Origin of the sequence: Cronobacter universalis NCTC 9529, from assembly GCF_001277175.1 — a bacterium.
GTDB lineage: Bacteria > Pseudomonadota > Gammaproteobacteria > Enterobacterales > Enterobacteriaceae > Cronobacter > Cronobacter universalis.
Window position 1 is genome coordinate 1,641,595 of record NZ_CP012257.1, and the last position, 15,880, is coordinate 1,657,474.

At 56.0% G+C, this 15,880-nt stretch carries 18 protein-coding genes; 10 read left to right on the plus strand and 8 right to left on the minus strand.

Features of this window, described 5'->3' with window-relative positions; all coding sequences use genetic code 11:
* Positions 1-20: 20 nt before the first annotated feature.
* The 3 genes from csgF to csgD are packed head-to-tail and all read right to left on the minus strand — an operon-like array spanning position 21 to position 1,501.
* Positions 21-434, minus strand: a complete 414-nt coding sequence (gene csgF / locus AFK65_RS07455; protein WP_007707759.1) for a curli production assembly/transport protein CsgF — start codon at positions 432-434, stop codon at positions 21-23.
* 23 nt (positions 435-457) lie between these two features.
* Positions 458-847 (minus strand): curli production assembly/transport protein CsgE, encoded by a 390-nt coding sequence (gene csgE / locus AFK65_RS07460; protein WP_007707762.1) that lies wholly within the window; start codon positions 845-847, stop codon positions 458-460.
* Positions 848-850: 3 nt separating this feature from the next.
* The gene (csgD, locus tag AFK65_RS07465; RefSeq protein ID WP_007707765.1) at positions 851-1,501 is read right to left on the minus strand and encodes a biofilm master transcriptional regulator CsgD; all 651 of its coding nucleotides are present in this window, start codon (positions 1,499-1,501) and stop codon (positions 851-853) included.
* 703 nt (positions 1,502-2,204) lie between these two features.
* Here csgD and csgB point away from each other — a divergent pair.
* The 6 genes from csgB (at position 2,205) to AFK65_RS07495 (ending at position 5,976) form a co-directional block, all read left to right on the plus strand.
* Positions 2,205-2,660, plus strand: a complete 456-nt coding sequence (csgB, locus tag AFK65_RS07470; protein WP_007707766.1) for a curli minor subunit CsgB — start codon at positions 2,205-2,207, stop codon at positions 2,658-2,660.
* A gap of 43 nt (positions 2,661-2,703) precedes the next feature.
* Complete coding sequence (csgA, locus tag AFK65_RS07475) at positions 2,704-3,120, plus strand: curli major subunit CsgA (RefSeq protein ID WP_007782804.1); 417 nt, start codon at positions 2,704-2,706, stop codon at positions 3,118-3,120.
* Between the two features lie 48 nt (positions 3,121-3,168).
* Entirely contained in the window at positions 3,169-3,498 is a 330-nt protein-coding gene (gene csgC / locus AFK65_RS07480; protein ID WP_007707770.1) for a curli assembly chaperone CsgC, read from the plus strand.
* Between the two features lie 140 nt (positions 3,499-3,638).
* The gene (locus tag AFK65_RS07485) at positions 3,639-3,941 is read left to right on the plus strand and encodes a type 1 fimbrial protein (protein WP_007707773.1); all 303 of its coding nucleotides are present in this window, start codon (positions 3,639-3,641) and stop codon (positions 3,939-3,941) included.
* A 72-nt stretch (positions 3,942-4,013) separates the two neighbouring features.
* Entirely contained in the window at positions 4,014-4,556 is a 543-nt protein-coding gene (gene ymdB / locus AFK65_RS07490; RefSeq protein WP_038857487.1) for an O-acetyl-ADP-ribose deacetylase, read from the plus strand.
* A complete protein-coding gene (locus AFK65_RS07495; RefSeq protein WP_038857485.1) occupies positions 4,489-5,976 on the plus strand; it encodes a phospholipase D family protein in 1,488 nt (495 codons plus the stop codon). The genes ymdB and AFK65_RS07495 overlap by 68 nt, the downstream gene beginning before the upstream one ends.
* 29 nt (positions 5,977-6,005) lie before the next feature.
* On the opposite strand, the gene mdoC is transcribed toward AFK65_RS07495, so the two are convergent.
* Entirely contained in the window at positions 6,006-7,163 is a 1,158-nt protein-coding gene (gene mdoC, locus AFK65_RS07500) for a glucans biosynthesis protein MdoC (protein WP_038857484.1), read from the minus strand.
* A 273-nt stretch (positions 7,164-7,436) separates the two neighbouring features.
* On the opposite strand from mdoC, the gene mdoG reads away from it, so the two are divergent.
* The 3 genes from mdoG to AFK65_RS07515 all read left to right on the plus strand — a co-directional run bounded on the left by mdoG (position 7,437) and on the right by AFK65_RS07515 (position 11,828).
* Complete coding sequence (gene mdoG, locus AFK65_RS07505) at positions 7,437-8,972, plus strand: glucans biosynthesis protein MdoG (RefSeq protein WP_085959948.1); 1,536 nt, start codon at positions 7,437-7,439, stop codon at positions 8,970-8,972.
* The gene (mdoH, locus tag AFK65_RS07510) at positions 8,965-11,493 is read left to right on the plus strand and encodes a glucans biosynthesis glucosyltransferase MdoH (RefSeq protein ID WP_038857482.1); all 2,529 of its coding nucleotides are present in this window, start codon (positions 8,965-8,967) and stop codon (positions 11,491-11,493) included. The genes mdoG and mdoH overlap by 8 nt, the downstream gene beginning before the upstream one ends.
* Before the next feature lie 140 nt (positions 11,494-11,633).
* Positions 11,634-11,828: a YceK/YidQ family lipoprotein gene (locus tag AFK65_RS07515; RefSeq protein ID WP_369832612.1), complete on the plus strand. Its 195-nt coding sequence runs from the start codon at positions 11,634-11,636 to the stop codon at positions 11,826-11,828.
* 3 nt (positions 11,829-11,831) lie between these two features.
* Here the strand turns inward: AFK65_RS07515 and AFK65_RS07520 are convergent, their stop codons facing one another.
* Positions 11,832-12,209, minus strand: a complete 378-nt coding sequence (locus tag AFK65_RS07520; RefSeq protein WP_032804487.1) for a MysB family protein — start codon at positions 12,207-12,209, stop codon at positions 11,832-11,834.
* A 128-nt stretch (positions 12,210-12,337) separates the two neighbouring features.
* The gene (locus tag AFK65_RS07525; protein ID WP_007707804.1) at positions 12,338-13,258 is read right to left on the minus strand and encodes a Kdo(2)-lipid IV(A) acyltransferase; all 921 of its coding nucleotides are present in this window, start codon (positions 13,256-13,258) and stop codon (positions 12,338-12,340) included.
* Positions 13,259-13,483: 225 nt separating this feature from the next.
* Between AFK65_RS07525 and trhO the strand changes: the two genes are divergently transcribed.
* Entirely contained in the window at positions 13,484-14,533 is a 1,050-nt protein-coding gene (gene trhO, locus AFK65_RS07530; RefSeq protein ID WP_038857480.1) for an oxygen-dependent tRNA uridine(34) hydroxylase TrhO, read from the plus strand.
* Positions 14,534-14,591: 58 nt separating this feature from the next.
* Here the strand turns inward: trhO and AFK65_RS07535 are convergent, their stop codons facing one another.
* Positions 14,592-15,167 (minus strand): YceI family protein, encoded by a 576-nt coding sequence (locus tag AFK65_RS07535; protein WP_007707809.1) that lies wholly within the window; start codon positions 15,165-15,167, stop codon positions 14,592-14,594.
* A 14-nt stretch (positions 15,168-15,181) separates the two neighbouring features.
* The gene (locus AFK65_RS07540) at positions 15,182-15,736 is read right to left on the minus strand and encodes a cytochrome b (RefSeq protein WP_007707811.1); all 555 of its coding nucleotides are present in this window, start codon (positions 15,734-15,736) and stop codon (positions 15,182-15,184) included.
* Positions 15,737-15,880: the final 144 nt, after the last annotated feature.

Genomic DNA, 15,880 nt, shown 5'->3' on the forward strand with positions numbered 1-15,880 from the left:
TCCTTCTGTTATCACAGCGGTTAAAAATTGGTCGAGCCTGACTGCAGGCCGGAGACCTGGATCGTGGAGGTTTTGCCGGTTTTACGATCGGTCACGTTGAGATAAAGCTGACCGTCGCGATTGGAGATATCAACGATAAAATCGTTGGTGATCATACGACCCGGCTTACCTTTATTGATGTTGGTTAACAGGCCTCCCAGCAGCTGTGACTGGATCGCCTGCGTAAAATTATCAAGCGCGGAAGGCGTGTCGATTTTATAATCGTCATAAGACGGGTCTTTATATGAGTTTTGCGCTTGCGCGCTGTTCAGCAGAAAAGGGCCATTATTCGGGTTTCCGCCGAAACTGGGATTACGAAACTGGAAGGTCATATTTCCGGCCAGACCAGGGTGTGACAGCAACAGTAACGTCATGACAGCAAATGTCCGCCGCATAGCAGCCTCCGTCGTTCAGTGAATTAAAATTCATCGCCGGTTAAATCACCGGTACTGAGTAATGCCTTATCTATCTGGCGCTGTTTCAGCGCCTCGTTGGCCTGGGCTATCGCAAGCTCAACCGCGTTATCCGCCCCTTTGCGGGAGGGGAATAAAAAGGTCTGGTAAATAACGTCCTGATCGAGCGTGAGGGTTATCCAGCTCCCCCAGCGTGCGCTCGGCTTTTCATTTACCGAGAGCGTGCCGTCAAAGGGGGTATCCCATTTTTCGGCGAAACCGCGATAAAAATCGTGGCCGACCGAAGAGACCGTATGATCAGTCACCAGGCCCGGAATCTCCGGTTCGACAGCACGCCCGCACAATGCCGCGCTCCAGAGCGTGACAGCCAGTCCACAGAGGAGCCAGCGCTTCATGGGTCAGCCCCTCATGTGATGGTTTGCCCAGGTCACTGCCTGCGTACGGTTCTTTACCGCCAGTTTTTTAAACAGGTTATAAAGATGGGTTTTGACAGTGTTCTCACTGATAAACAGCGAGCGTGCGATTTCCATATTGGAGGCGCCGAAGCGCAATTTATTGAGGATCTCTTTTTCGCGATGCGTCAGCAGCACGGCGTCGCAGTTCAGAAAATGATAAAATCCGGAGCGGGTAATCAGGTAGCTCGCCAGACGCTGGTTGAAAAAGCACTCGCCCCGCAGGATGCATCGCATCCCTTCAATGACGCGCTTTTCGTCATCTGTCGCGTAAAATACGCCGCTAATATGCGGCCATTTTTCTATTTCCTGAAAAGGGTATTCATCCTGCACATTAAGCAGAATGACTTTTGCTGTCTGTGGACGTCGTCCGAGATTATCTTTCCAGTAGGCCATGCTTTTTTTATCGGCTTCGGCCATATCTAAAAGAATAAGCGTTCCTGTTGTTATCTCTTCCAGAGAGCGCTGGATATTATGGATTTTCCCCTCCAGACTGAGCGCGCTTTTGAAATTTTGCAATAAAGCACTGGCCTGTAGAGACGGTTTGGTGATCAACAATAATGACTGACCATGTAACGAATGGAATTCATTAATCATGATGAAACCCCGTTTTATTTACACACGGCTGAGGAAACAAAGACATCAGCCTTCCGTATCGGTAAGCATTGTTATGTGGTAGTCCAAAAAATAAATGTTACACACCGCCAGGGATGGCGAGGGAAATAAAGCAAGAAAATTCTTATTAGTCCAATCTAACTACTGCGCTGTTTAAAGCAAGTGTTAAAAAAGTAACCAAATGTAACTAAAAATTGTTAAATATTACTTATGCTTTAGGGGGAGTTAACTGTCGATGTAGCAATACAAATGATTTCATGCGGGTTTAGCAAGGTGATGAATTGATTATATAACTGATTTATAATGATTTTATTTGGGTTTTTTTATCATCCCGCGCAGAGCTAACGGTGCCCGGACAGCGAGAGCGCTCTCTGACGGTCTGAATAAGAAACCAGGCCTAGATCTCAGTAATAAGAAAGCTGTGAGGGAGTGGTAATAATGAAGAAAATAAAAAAATAGCATGACAATACTATTAATAATGCCAGAGCGCCTTAGCCAGATTGTGCATAAATGAATCATGCCTGCATCGCAGTCCAGTTTTTAAAATACGAAAAACAGGTGAGGTCTTTTATAAATGGCGCGAGACATACTGCTTGTCGTGGCGTGATGAATAGCCAATGTCTGATATTCATCTGCGCTTATGGCGTGAGGTTTAATCAGCTAAGCCTTAAGGGCCAGGAGTAATATGAATAAATTATTGCTGAGCTGTTGTTTGGGTTGTTTATTCGCGTCATCAGCGGCGTTTGCAGTCAACGCCGATATGGCTGGCGCTGAATATAACTTCGCCGTAAATGAATTAAGCCGCTCGTCGCTGAATCAGGCGGCAATCATAGGCCAGGAAGGGACGCGCAATAACGCGCTGGTACGCCAGGAAGGAGCAAAGTTACAGGCCACGATTGTCCAGAACGGTATCGCCAATCAGGCCGCTATCGATCAGCAAGGGTATGCCAACGTGGCTACTGTCATGCAAACAGGCGCCGCGAATCAGGCAACGATTAGTCAGGAAGGCTACGGGAATCTCGCCTCGGTGACGCAACAGGGAGTGGGGAACCGCGCGAGTATTATTCAGGCAGGGACGCAAAAAACCGCAGTTGTTGTGCAAAGGCAGTCAATGATGGCCGTTCGCATCATTCAGCGTTAACGCCATTTCGTGTTTTTAACATCTTTCCAATGGGGGTTGTCTCATGAAATTGATTAAAATCGCTGTTATCGCCGCACTGGTTGTTTCCGGTAGCGCAATGGCATTTCCTTTCCATCAGTCCGCTGAAAACTCCACGCTGAAAATCTATCAGCAAGGCGTTAATAACAATACGACCGCGCTGCAGTCGGATGCTAAAAACTCAACCACTGAAATTAACCAGCTTGGCACCGCGAATGGCGCGGATGTCGGGCAGGGTTCTGACGACAGCAAAATTCTGCTTAATCAGAACGGTTTCGCCAACAACTCCACCATCGATCAATGGAACGGTCACGACTCCGGCGTGACGGTAAACCAGAACGGCGTACAGAACGGCGCGCTGGTCAACCAGACCGCGTCCGGTTCACAGGTCTATGTGACTCAGACCGGCTACGGCAACCACGCCAGCGCCTCTCAGTATTGATTATCCTGGGCAGGGCCGCGGCCCTGCTTTATCAGGAGGGCATCCACTATGCTCGATTTACTCATGATCGCCGCGTTAAGCGGAGAGGTGGCGTTCAAGGCGCAGCCTCAGGATGCGGGGTGGCAAGTGACGCCTGTCGTGACCGTGGCCCACGCTTGTCTGTGTCGTATTGAGATGGAGCTGCGCCGGCAGGGCAGATCCGGTAGCGTCGTCACTCAGCAGCGAAAAGTGTTAACCCTCTCGCCTGACGCTCCGCTCGCGCTGTCTACGTTCTTTTTAAGCGTCGCGGCTGACGACACCGTCACGCTGCGGATCACCGTCAGCGACAGCGGCACGGCGAGTTTTACCGGGCAGTGGTCGCCCCCCGCGCGCACCTGAACACCGTCTTCTGATTTAAGACCCTTTTTATGCGCTGACCGGGCGATGGATTTCTTCGGTATCGGCTTTAATTATGTCAATTTGTAATTTATATGTTAATTGCAAGTTAAAATAATAACGCCTCTGCAGGAGTCATCGCTATGCACAAGCCGCTTTTCGTTACGCTCATTACCGCAGCACTCGTCGGTTTCTCTGGTCCTGGCCTTGCGCAGGCGGGCGGAACGATTGCCTTTCATGGCGCGATTGTTGAAGAAAGCTGTTCGGTCGCGCAGCAGACGGCGCGCATTGAGGTGTCCTGCCCGCGCGGCAATCAGGTTCACCGTCAGTCGATTGCACTGCGTTCGTCCGGCGTACGCGAACGCGATTCTCAATGGGTGCACAGCCGCCTCGATTATCTTAATCCTTCGCATACGCTCGCTATTCTGACGCTGACCTATCGTTGAGCAGGTTTTGGCAGTAATCTCCCGACGGGCTGTTCTACACTTTAGGGAACACAAAATTGTCAGGAGAGAAGTATGTCCGGACGTATAAATGTGGTGCAGGGTGATATCACCCGCATCGATGTCGACGTCATCGTCAACGCCGCCAACCCGTCGCTGATGGGCGGCGGCGGTGTGGATGGCGCTATTCATCGTGCCGCCGGGCCGGCGCTGCTGGCCGCCTGCAAAGTGGTGCGCCAGCAGCAGGGCGAGTGTCAGCCAGGCCACGCCGTGATCACCGACGCGGGCGATCTTGCGGCAAAAGCCGTCATCCATACCGTGGGGCCTGTCTGGCGCGGCGGGCACGACAACGAACCGCAACTGCTGGCGGACGCCTATCGCAACAGCCTTGAGCTGGTGACGGCCAATGGCTACAGCAGCGTGGCGTTTCCGGCGATCAGCACAGGGATTTACGGTTATCCGAAAGCGGCCGCGGCGCAAATCGCCTTCGAGACCGTTTCAGACTATCTCACCAGGCGCCCTCAACCGAAGCAGGTATACTTTGTCTGCTATGACGAAGAAAACTTCCTGCTTTACCAGCGGTTACTGGGACAATACGACGAACAGCCGGGCGCATAATACCCGGCTCGGACGGGCTATTGCGCCGACCACGGCCCAGCACCCTCACCACAGCGGCTTACATCCGCTCGATGACAGTCTCGACGCCTTCGCCGCCCGCTACCTGCTGGCGGAGATGGCGGAGCAGACTATCGACGTCCAGTACTATATCTGGGAAGACGATATGTCCGGGCGCTTGTTGTTCGGCGCGCTGCTGGCGGCGGCGCGGCGCGGCGTGCGGGTGCGTATTCTGCTGGATGATAACAACACCGTGGGCATGGACAGCACGCTGCGGCTGCTGAACGCCCACCCGAATATCGAAATCCGCCTTTTTAATCCCTTCTCTTTCCGCACGCTGCGCGCGCTGGGGTATCTCACCGATTTCGCCCGGCTCAACCGCCGGATGCATAACAAAAGCTTCACGGTCGATGGCGAAGTGACGATTATCGGCGGGCGTAACGTCGGCGACGCCTATTTCGGCGCGGGCGAACAGCCGCTGTTTTCCGATCTCGATGTGCTGGCGATTGGCCCGGTGGTGGAGGAAGTCACGCAGGATTTCGAGCGCTACTGGCGCAGCCGTTCGGTCTCGACGCTGGATAACGTGCTGGATGTCGAGGCGGAAGAAATCGACGCCCGCGTCCAGCTGCCGCCGCACTGGAAGGACGATCCGGTGGCGCAGCGCTATCTGGAGCGTCTGGAAAGCACGCCGTTCGCGAGCTATATCGAAACCCGCACGCTACCGCTGGTGTGGGCCAAAACCCGCCTGTTAAGCGACGATCCGCGTAAAGGGCAGGGCAGAGCGCGCCAGCATACGCTCCTGCCGCAGCGCATGATGACGCTTATCGGCGAACCGAAATCGCAGTTCGATATCATCTCATCCTATTTTGTGCCGACCCGCGGCGGCGTGGCGATGCTGCTGGCGCTGCGCCGTAAAGGCGTGAAAATCGCTATCCTCACCAATTCGCTGGCGGCGAATGATGTCGCGGTCGTTCACGCCGGTTACGCGCGCTGGCGTAAGAAATTGCTGCGTCACGGCGTGGAGCTGTATGAGCTTAAACCGACGCGTGACGCCGGGCGCGTGCCGCACGATCGCGGCCTGACCGGGAACTCCGGCTCCAGCCTGCATGCCAAAACGTTCAGCGTGGATAACAATCAGGTATTTATCGGCTCGTTTAATTTCGATCCGCGCTCGGCGATGCTCAATACCGAAATGGGTTTTGTGATCGAAAGCGAAACGCTGGCGGGCGCGATTCATAAACGCTTTACGCGCACGCGCCGCGAGGCGGCCTGGGCGCTGCGGCTCGACCGCTGGGGACGCATCAACTGGATTGAAGAGAAAGACGGCGAGGAGATTGTCTGGAAAAAGGAGCCGAAAACGCGCTTCTGGCAGCGCCTGCTGGTGCGCCTGGTGTACCGTCTGCCGGTAGAGTGGATGCTCTGAAGCCACGCGCCTTTCGGCGCGCGTCAGGATCACCCCGTCGCGGTGCCCGGCGACGGGGTTTTATTTTGCGGCTTGCCTGAGAAGAGAAACCGCAGCAGCGGAATGCGCAGATGCGCTTCATACAACACCACCGCAATCCCAATCACAAACACCAGTCCGGCGATAAAGCCCAGCGCGTTCGAGTGAATGTGCGGCGTGATATAGGCCCCGAAGAACAGCGTCAGCGGGTGGTGCACCAGATAGATGAACAGCGAAGCGTTAACGAAATAGGTGACGCGCGCCGATTTGAAATTCAGCAGGCGGTGGCCCAGCGAGAACACCACATTCACCATCCACAGCCCCATCAGCATGCTGATAACGTTGTCGGTTTCATACATCCAGGCGTCGCCGCTGCCGTAACGCTGGTTCAGCAGATAGGCGACAAAGGCCGCCGCCGCGCCCAGCGCGCAGCCTGGCGAGAAGGTGGTAAAGCGGTTTTTCAGCGAGGCGTGTTTAAACGCCAGCGCCCCGAGAATAAAGAACGGCGAATAAAACAGGGTTTGCATCACCACAAAATTGAACAGCCCGTCGCTTAATATCGGCGCGTAAACGATAAAAATAAGCCGCCGCAGCGCGGCGAACGCGACCCCGAAAAGTAAAAACAGCGCTGAGAGTTTTCCTAATGTCAGGCGCTCCGCCAGCGCCGCGCTTTTTTCTTCCGGGACGTTTTTTATCCACTGAAACATCAGCAGGCCGAGCGTGGTGAAAACCACCAGCACTAACAAAAACCATAAATGCGAGGTGAGTTCCCACACCAGGGTGTTGTATTTGTCGTAACCGGAAAGCGTATGCCAGGTATCGGCGCGGCCTTTAACATATTGCAGCATCAAAAATTGCGGCAGCGTCAGCAGCGGAATGGCGGTCAGCATCGGAATGCCGACGCGCTCCACGCGCACTTTCCACCAGCGCTTGCGCGGGTAGCGCAGGAACAGCATGTAGGAAAAATATCCTGAAATAACAAAGAAGACCTGCATGCGGAAGGCGTGGATGAAATCGTTGAACACCGTCAGACCCACAGACGGGGTCAGGCTGTTGACATGCCACTGGTGCGTGGAATAAATCAGCGAAATATGAAACGGGATGCCAAGGAGCATCAGCCATGCGCGTATGGAATCGAGAAAAAATTCTCTCTGTGTCGATGTCGTCATATCACTCCATAAAATCTCGGACTATTCGCCTTATCCCTCAGGCTGATTCTGTTTTAGATTCGGCCCCCACCCTACAGGAAGGCCGACATACAGTCTCCAGGACAAATTCGCAAAGCGAAAATAGCGCGCATTCATTTGCTTAATCACTGAGCCGACGTGCTGAACAAAGCGGGGATTGTGTTGTCGGAAACCGCAAGTTTCCATTAAAATGGATCGGATTGATTTAAGCACACAAAGGGGGAAGTGCTTAGTTATATGAAACATAAAACACAGATGATGAAAATGGGTTGGCTGGGTGCAGCAGTAATGTTGTCACTTTATACCACTTCGGGTTGGGCCTTCACTATCGACGACGTCGCAAAACAGGCGAAATCCTTAGCGGGCAAAAGCTATGAAGCGCCGAAAAGCAACCTGCCCTCCGTTTTCCGCGATATGAAATACGCGGACTACCAACAGATCCAGTTCAATCATGACAAAGCCTACTGGAGCAAAATCAAAACCCCGTTCAAGCTTGAATTCTACCATCAGGGTATGTACTTCGACACGCCGGTTGCCCTTAACGAGGTGACGGCCAATACCGTTCGCAAAATTAAGTACAGCCCGGATTATTTTAATTTCGGCAACGTGCAGCACGACAAAGACACCGTCAAAGACCTGGGCTTCGCCGGTTTCAAAGTGCTTTATCCGATCAACAATAAAGATAAAAACGACGAAATCGTCAGCATGCTGGGCGCGAGCTACTTCCGCGTGATTGGTCAGGGCCAGGTGTACGGGCTTTCCGCGCGCGGTCTGGCTATCGACACCGCGCTGCCGTCCGGCGAAGAGTTCCCGCGCTTTCGCGAGTTCTGGATTGAGCGTCCGAAACCGACCGACAAACGTCTGACGATTTACGCGCTGCTGGATTCTCCACGCGCGACAGGCGCCTATCGCTTCATCATCACCCCCGGTCGCGATACGGTCGTGGACGTGCAGTCGAAAGTCTATCTGCGCGATAAAGTGGGCAAACTGGGCGTCGCGCCGCTGACCAGTATGTTCCTGTTCGGGCCGAACCAGCCGTCGCCGGCCACCAACTACCGCCCGGAACTGCACGACTCCAATGGGCTCTCCCTGCACGCCGGCAACGGCGAGTGGATCTGGCGTCCGCTGAATAACCCGAAACACCTCGCGGTCAGCGCGTTCACCACCGAAAACCCGCAGGGCTTCGGTCTGCTGCAGCGCGGCCGCCAGTTCTCCCGCTTTGAGGATATCGACGACCGCTACGATCTGCGTCCAAGCGCGTGGGTTACCCCGCAAGGGCAGTGGGGCAAAGGGAAAATCGAGCTGGTGGAAATTCCGACCAACGACGAAACCAACGATAACATCGTGGCTTACTGGACGCCTGATCAGCTGCCGGAGCCAGGCAAGGAGATGAATTTCAAATACACCATCACCTTTAGCCGCGACGAAGACAAACTGCACGCCCCGGAAAATGCGTGGGTACTGCAGACGCGCCGCTCCACCGGCGACGTGAAACAGTCCAACCTCATCCGTCAGCCGGACGGCACCATCGCGTTTGTGGTGGATTACACCGGCGCCGAGATGCAGAAGCTGCCGGATAACACGCCGGTGACCGCTCAGGCGAGCATTGGCGATAACGGCGAGATCGTGGAAAACAGCGTGCGCTACAACCCGGTCACCAAAGGCTGGCGTATGACGCTGCGCGTGAAAATCAAAGACGCCAAGAAAACCACTGAAATGCGCGCTGCCCTGATGAATGGCGATCAGCCGCTGAGTGAAACCTGGAGCTATCAGCTACCTGCCAATGAATAAGTCTACTGAGTATATCGACCTGCTGCCGCTTTCCGATGCTGAGAAAGCGGCGCTGCCGACATCGGACATGCAGGCCCTTCATCAGGCGCTGGACGCTGAAGGGCGCGTCTGGGCCCGCGAGGATGACTCCCCGCTGGGCTCGGTGAAAACGCGTCTGGAAAAGCGCTGGTCAGACTCGCTCAAGGGCGATCAACTGATCAAAGATGATGAAGGCCGCACCCAGATCCAGGCCATGCCCAAGGCTACGCGTTCCTCCATGTTTCCGGACCCGTGGCGCACCAACCCGATTGGGCGCTTCTGGGACCGTCTGCGCGGTCGCGAAGTGCTGCCGCGCTACATGGCGGGGCTGACGAAAGAAGAGCGCGCCGCGGAGCAGAAATGGCGTACGGTCGGCACCATCCGCCGTTACATCCTGCTGCTGCTGACGCTGTCTCAGACCGTCGTCGCCACCTGGTATATGAAAACCATTCTGCCGTATCAGGGCTGGGCGCTGATCAACCCGGCGGACATGATGGGCCAGGACTGGCTGGTGTCGCTGATGCAGCTGCTGCCGTATGTGCTGCAAAGCGGCATCCTGATCCTGTTCGCCATCCTGTTCTGCTGGGTAAGCGCCGGGTTCTGGACGGCGCTGATGGGCTTTTTGCAGCTGCTTATCGGTAAAGATAAGTACAGCATCTCCGCCTCGACGGTGGGGGATGAGCCGATAAATCCCGAGCATCGCACCGCGCTTATCATGCCTATCTGTAACGAAGACGTGGATCGCGTCTTCGCGGGCCTGCGCGCGACCTGGGAGTCGGTGAAAGCCACCGGTCAGCAGGCGCACTTCGACGTCTATATCCTGAGCGACAGTTACAATCCGGATATCTGCGTCGCCGAGCAGAAAGCCTGGATGGAACTGATTGCCGAAGTGCAGGGCGAAGGGCAGATTTTCTATCGCCGCCGTCGTCGTCGCGTGAAGCGTAAAAGCGGCAACATCGACGATTTCTGCCGCCGCTGGGGCAACCAGTACAGCTACATGGTGGTGCTGGACGCCGACTCCGTGATGACGGGCGACTGTCTGACCGGCCTGGTGCGTCTGATGGAAGCGAACCCGAACGCCGGGATCATCCAGTCGTCGCCGAAAGCCTCCGGCATGGACACGCTCTATGCGCGCTGCCAGCAATTCGCGACACGCGTCTATGGACCGCTGTTTACCGCCGGTCTGCACTTCTGGCAGCTGGGCGAATCGCACTACTGGGGCCATAACGCGATTATCCGCGTGAAGCCGTTTATCGAGCACTGTGCGCTGGCGCCGCTGCCGGGCGAAGGCTCTTTCGCAGGCTCTATCCTCTCCCACGACTTCGTGGAAGCGGCGCTGATGCGCCGCGCGGGCTGGGGCGTGTGGATTGCCTACGATCTGCCAGGCTCGTATGAAGAGCTTCCGCCGAACCTGCTGGATGAGCTCAAGCGCGACCGCCGCTGGTGTCACGGCAACCTGATGAACTTCCGTCTGTTCCTGGTGAAAGGGATGCACCCGGTTCACCGCGCGGTGTTCCTGACCGGCGTCATGTCTTATCTGTCGGCGCCGCTCTGGTTCCTGTTCCTGGCGCTCTCGACGGCGTTGCAGGTGGTTCACGCGCTCACCGAGCCGCAATACTTCCTGCAACCGCGCCAGCTGTTTCCGGTATGGCCGCAGTGGCGTCCTGAGCTCGCGATAGCGCTATTCGCCTCGACCATGGTGCTGCTGTTCCTGCCGAAACTGCTGAGCGTCATTCTCATCTGGTGTAAAGGCCCGAAAGAGTACGGCGGCTTTTTCCGCGTCACGCTCTCTCTGCTGCTGGAAGTGCTGTTTTCGGTACTGCTGGCGCCGGTGCGTATGCTGTTCCATACGGTGTTTGTGGTGAGCGCGTTCCTCGGCTGGGAAGTGGTCTGGAACTCGCCGCAGCGCGACGACGACTCCACCCCGTGGAGCGAAGCGTTCCTGCGTCACGGCTCTCAGCTGCTGCTGGGTCTGGTGTGGGCGGTCGGCATGGCGTGGCTCGATTTGCGCTTCCTGTTCTGGCTGGCGCCTATCGTGTTCTCGCTGATCCTGTCGCCGTTCGTGTCGGTGATTTCGAGCCGCGCGACCGTAGGCCTGCGCACCAAACGCTGGAAGCTGTTCCTGATCCCGGAAGAGTATTCGCCGCCGCAGGTGCTGGTGGATACCGACCGCTATCTGGAGCTCAACCGCAGCCGTTCGCTGGAAGATGGCTTTATGCACGCGGTGTTCCATCCGTCGTTTAACGCGCTGGCGACCGCTATGGCGACCGCGCGTCACCGCGCAAGCCATGTGCTGGAAATCGCCCGCGATCGTCACGTCGAACAGGCGCTGAACGATACGCCGGAGAAACTCAACCGCGACCGCCGTCTGGTGCTGCTGAGCGACCCGGTCACCATGGCGCGTATGCACTACCGCGTCTGGGCGAATCCGCAGAGATACTCGTCCTGGGTGAGCCACTACGAGACGCTGAAGCTTAATCCGCAGGCGTTAAGTACGCCGTAAGAGCATCAGCGCAATGAAATGAAAATGCTGGCCACGAAGGCCGGCATTTTTTTGCCCGTCTGACGGGCTGTTATACTGAAGATATTACGTTAAAAGCGAGGTCGCACTTGAGAATTATCGCCGTTCTGCTTGCCGTCTGGATGCTCTGCGGATGTGGCAGCATTATCAGTCGCGCCGTGCCGGGGCAGGGGCATGGCAACCAGTATTACCCCGGCGTGCAGTGGGACGTGCGGGACAGGCCGTGGCGTTTCATCCTGATGCTCGACCTGCCGTTTTCGCTTATCTTCGATACGCTGCTGCTGCCGGTCGATATGCATCACGGCCCGTATGAGTGACGCTTAGCGGGTGGTGTCCCACTCATCCGCCGCGGTGCGTCCTTCTTCGGTATCCAGCGGGGGCTCCAGCTGAAACTCGCCCTCATCCCATTCGTGCAGGGTATTTTCTTCCTGCCACTCCTGGCGCAGTTCGATCTCATCGAAGTCGCCGTCAAACACGCTCTGTGCGGCGTCGCCGGTTAACACGGTCAGGCACTCGCCTTCGTCGGTTTCATCGGCGAAGAACTCCACCTGCCACATGATTTCCCCATCCTGCAGCACATACTTTTGCATGTTGAACAGCCCGACAACCGCGTCCTCTTCCTCAATCCCCGGATTCGCGGCGAGGAACTCTTCGCGTGCTGCGTCAATGGCTTCTTCAAGCGTGGCGTACATAGTCATAGCTTTCTCCCTGAACGGACATGGTTGTTTCAGGAAAGAATAGTCGAAGTTTGCGATTTGCAAGAATGAATGGAAAAAAATGGCGCAAGAAGCGGTGCCCGCGCGCGACACGCGGCGGGCGAAAAGGATCAGTAGCGCGACGGCACGCCTTCCGGGCGGGTTTTAAAGCGGCGGTGCAGCCACATGTACTGATCGGGCGCCATCAGGATGCACTTCTCGACGACTTTATTCATCCAGGCGGCGGTCTCTTCGGCGCTGTCGATGGGCGGCGAACATTCCGGCTCAAGGGCAATCAGTTCGTAACCGCTGCCATCCGCTTTGCGGCGCGGCACAAACGGCACGATACAGGCTTTCGACATCTTCTCCAGCATCCAGGTGCCGGATGTCGTGGCGGCCTGGTCGACCGCGAAAAACGGCACGAACACGCTGTTGCGCGGGCCGTAGTCGTGGTCAGGGGCGTACCAGATGATCTCGCCGCCTTTCAGCGCTTTGATCATGCCTTTGAGATCTTTTCGGTCGAGCATGGTTTTATTGGAGCGCAGGCGTCCCCAGGTTTGCAGCCAGTCGAGCAGCGGGTTGTCGTTCGGGCGATAAACCCCGATGCCCGGCGTATGCATCCCGAAGATGCGCGCCCCAAGTTCCAGCGTCAGGAAATGCACGCCGATCAGCAAAATGCCTTTCTTTTCCGCCAGCAGCGCTTTAACCGGCTCCAGGCCGGAAACTTCCGTCCAGCGCGCGACGCGCCAGTCGGGCCAGAACCAGGCCATGCCGGTTTCCATCAGCCCCATGCCGACCGATTCGAAGTTCTTTACCACCAGCGCCTCTCGCTCGGTCTCGCTCATTTCCGGAAAGCAGAGCTCAAGGTTGCGGTGGGCAATGCGCGCGCGACGTCTCATCAGCCGCAGCGCGAGGCGGCCCATCCCGCGGCCAAGCCGCCAGATAACCGGGTAGGGCAGCAGCACGACGAGATACAGCAGGCCAATACCAAGCCAGGTCAGCCAGTAGCGGGGGTGCAGCAGTGCGCGAGAAAATTGCGGTAAATGCGTCATGAAAATTCCATTAATTGCAGGCGAAGCCCTTTCACGGCCCGTATTGTGACATTTTTTTGCGAACGACCAAAATTCTCTGCCCTTCGCGCCGCGACGCCTGTCTGAAGATGAATCATCGATAAGGTGTGGAAAATGTAGCGCAAAATGTAGGGATGTAAATTAACGGTAATTGCTATATGATGCCGGCCGTTATTTATTCCCCCACCGATAGCAGGAACGTACACCATGCCAGTGTTACACAACCGCATATCGAATGAGGAACTGAGGGCGCGCATGCTCGCCGAAACCGAGCCGCGCACCACCATCTCATTCTATAAGTATTTCACCATCGACGATCCGAAAGCCACGCGCGACGCGCTCTGGCAGGCGTTCACCGCGCTGAATGTCTTTGGCCGTATCTATCTTGCCCACGAAGGCATCAACGCGCAGATAAGCGTTCCTGAAAGCAACGTCGAGGCGTTTCGCACCGCGCTATATAATTTTCATCCGGCGCTCGACGGCGTGCGTCTGAACATCGCGCTGGATGATGACGGCAAATCCTTCTGGGTGTTGCGCATGAAAGTGCGCGATCGCATCGTGGCGGACGGCATCGACGATCCGACGTTCGACGCCAGCGACGTGGGCGACTATCTCAAGGCGGCGGAAGTGAACGCCATGCTTGACGATCCGGACGCGGTGTTTATCGATATGCGTAACCACTATGAGTATGAAGTGGGTCATTTCGAGAACGCGCTGGAGATCCCGGCGGACACGTTCCGTGAACAGCTGCCGAAAGCCGTTGAGATGATGCAGGAGTACAAAGACAAGAAAATCGTCATGTACTGCACCGGCGGCATCCGCTGTGAAAAAGCGAGCGCGTTCATGCGCCATAACGGTTTTCAGAAAGTCTGGCATATCGAAGGCGGCATTATCGAATACGCCCGCAAAGCGCGCGAGCAGGGGCTGCCGGTACGTTTCGTCGGTAAAAACTTCGTCTTTGACGAGCGTATGGGCGAGCGCATCTCTGACGACGTGATCGCGCACTGCCACCAGTGCGGCGCGCCGTGCGACAGCCACACCAACTGTAAAAACGACGGCTGCCACCTGCTGTTTATCCAGTGCCCGGCGTGCGCCGAGAAGTTTTCCGGCTGCTGCAGCGAGCTGTGCCAGGAAGAGATGTCGCTGCCGGAAGAGGAGCAGCGCCGTCGTCGCGCAGGGCGTGAGAACGGCAATAAAATCTTTAATAAATCCCGCGGTCGCCTTAACACCACGCTTGGCATTCCGGACCCGGAATAACCCGCAGGCATAAAAAAACCGGTCAGTTGACCGGTTTTTTTTCGTGCCTGAAGGGCGATTACTTCTGCTTCACGCCTTCTACCGAGATAATCAGATCCACGTCCTGAGACGCCGGGCCGAGATCGGTCGTGATGTTGAAGTCTTTGAGTTTGATTTTGCCTTCCGCTTCAAAGCCCGCGCGCTCGCCGCCCCACGGATCTTTACCCTGGCCCAGCAGTTTGGCTTCCAGCGTTACCGGTTTGGTCACGCCGTTCAGGGTCAGATCGCCGGTGATATCCAGTTCATCGCCCTCTTTCTTCACGCTGGTGGAGGTGAAGGTCGCTTTCGGGAATTTGGCCACGTTCAGGAATTCCGCGCTGCGCAGGTGTTTGTCGCGCTCGGCGTGGTTGGTGTCAACGCTGTTGGTATTGATGGTGACGCTGACTTTATCCGCCGCCGGGTTTTTCTCATCGAAGGTGAACGAGCCGTCGAAATCGCGGAACGTACCGTACAGCCAGCTGTAACCCAGGTGCTGGATACGGAAGTTAACGAAGGCGTGCTGGCCTTCTTTATCGATCTTATAGTCGGCAGCAACGGCTGAGCCGGTGGTGAACAGCAGGGCACCCAGAGTGACCCCCAGCAGGCTTTTCTTCATATTTCGCTCCATGGTTAGTGTGACGCTTTCCCGAGCATCCGCTTCAGGGTGACGTCTTTGTCGACAAAATGGTGTTTCAGCGCGGCGGCGGCGTGCGCGACCGAGAGCAGCACGACAATCCAGGCGAGCCACAGGTGGATATCGCCGGCGAGATCCGCCTGTTCGCCCGCGCCGCTCACCAGCGCTGGCACGTCAAACAACCCGAAGACGGAAATCGGTTTGCCTTCGGCGGTGGAAATCAGATAGCCGCTGATAAGAATCGTGAACAGGATCAGGTACAGCATGACATGCACCGCGACGGCGCTGTAATGCGTAAGCCGGGAATAGCTGGCCAGCGGCGGAGGCGGTGGCGAGATAAAACGCCAGACCACGCGCACCAGCAGGAAGACAAACAGGATAATGCCAATGCTTTTGTGAATTTCCGGCGCCTGGTGATACCAGACATCGTAATACCCGAGCGACACCATCCACAGTCCGAGCGCAAACATCCCATAAACCGTCAGCGCCATCAGCCAGTGAAGCAGTACCGAGAAATGTCCATATCGTGTTGGGGAGTTACGCCACTGCATGGTTATGCATCCGTCAGTAAGAATGACTCAAACAGTGGCGTTTAGGGGCACGAAAAGCAAACCAAAAAAACAAAACAAATTAGTCAAATAATTTGAATGAGAGGATATATCGCATAAAAACCGGTAATTGATTGGTGAAATCGC

Coding starts and splice junctions, on each gene's coding strand:
- AFK65_RS07515 (WP_369832612.1), top strand. CDS start 11,634: ATGCTCTGCGGATGTGGCAGCATTATCAGTCGCGCCGTGCCGGGGCAG.
- mdoH (WP_038857482.1), top strand. CDS start 8,965: ATGAATAAGTCTACTGAGTATATCGACCTGCTGCCGCTTTCCGATGCT.
- ymdB (WP_038857487.1), top strand. CDS start 4,014: ATGTCCGGACGTATAAATGTGGTGCAGGGTGATATCACCCGCATCGAT.
- csgB (WP_007707766.1), top strand. CDS start 2,205: ATGAATAAATTATTGCTGAGCTGTTGTTTGGGTTGTTTATTCGCGTCA.
- AFK65_RS07495 (WP_038857485.1), top strand. CDS start 4,489: ATGACGAAGAAAACTTCCTGCTTTACCAGCGGTTACTGGGACAATACG.
- csgA (WP_007782804.1), top strand. CDS start 2,704: ATGAAATTGATTAAAATCGCTGTTATCGCCGCACTGGTTGTTTCCGGT.
- csgE (WP_007707762.1), bottom strand. CDS start 847: ATGAAGCGCTGGCTCCTCTGTGGACTGGCTGTCACGCTCTGGAGCGCG.
- csgD (WP_007707765.1), bottom strand. CDS start 1,501: ATGATTAATGAATTCCATTCGTTACATGGTCAGTCATTATTGTTGATC.
- trhO (WP_038857480.1), top strand. CDS start 13,484: ATGCCAGTGTTACACAACCGCATATCGAATGAGGAACTGAGGGCGCGC.
- AFK65_RS07535 (WP_007707809.1), bottom strand. CDS start 15,167: ATGAAGAAAAGCCTGCTGGGGGTCACTCTGGGTGCCCTGCTGTTCACC.
- mdoG (WP_085959948.1), top strand. CDS start 7,437: ATGATGAAAATGGGTTGGCTGGGTGCAGCAGTAATGTTGTCACTTTAT.
- csgF (WP_007707759.1), bottom strand. CDS start 434: ATGCGGCGGACATTTGCTGTCATGACGTTACTGTTGCTGTCACACCCT.
- mdoC (WP_038857484.1), bottom strand. CDS start 7,163: ATGACGACATCGACACAGAGAGAATTTTTTCTCGATTCCATACGCGCA.
- AFK65_RS07485 (WP_007707773.1), top strand. CDS start 3,639: ATGCACAAGCCGCTTTTCGTTACGCTCATTACCGCAGCACTCGTCGGT.
- AFK65_RS07540 (WP_007707811.1), bottom strand. CDS start 15,736: ATGCAGTGGCGTAACTCCCCAACACGATATGGACATTTCTCGGTACTG.
- AFK65_RS07520 (WP_032804487.1), bottom strand. CDS start 12,209: ATGACTATGTACGCCACGCTTGAAGAAGCCATTGACGCAGCACGCGAA.
- AFK65_RS07525 (WP_007707804.1), bottom strand. CDS start 13,258: ATGACGCATTTACCGCAATTTTCTCGCGCACTGCTGCACCCCCGCTAC.
- csgC (WP_007707770.1), top strand. CDS start 3,169: ATGCTCGATTTACTCATGATCGCCGCGTTAAGCGGAGAGGTGGCGTTC.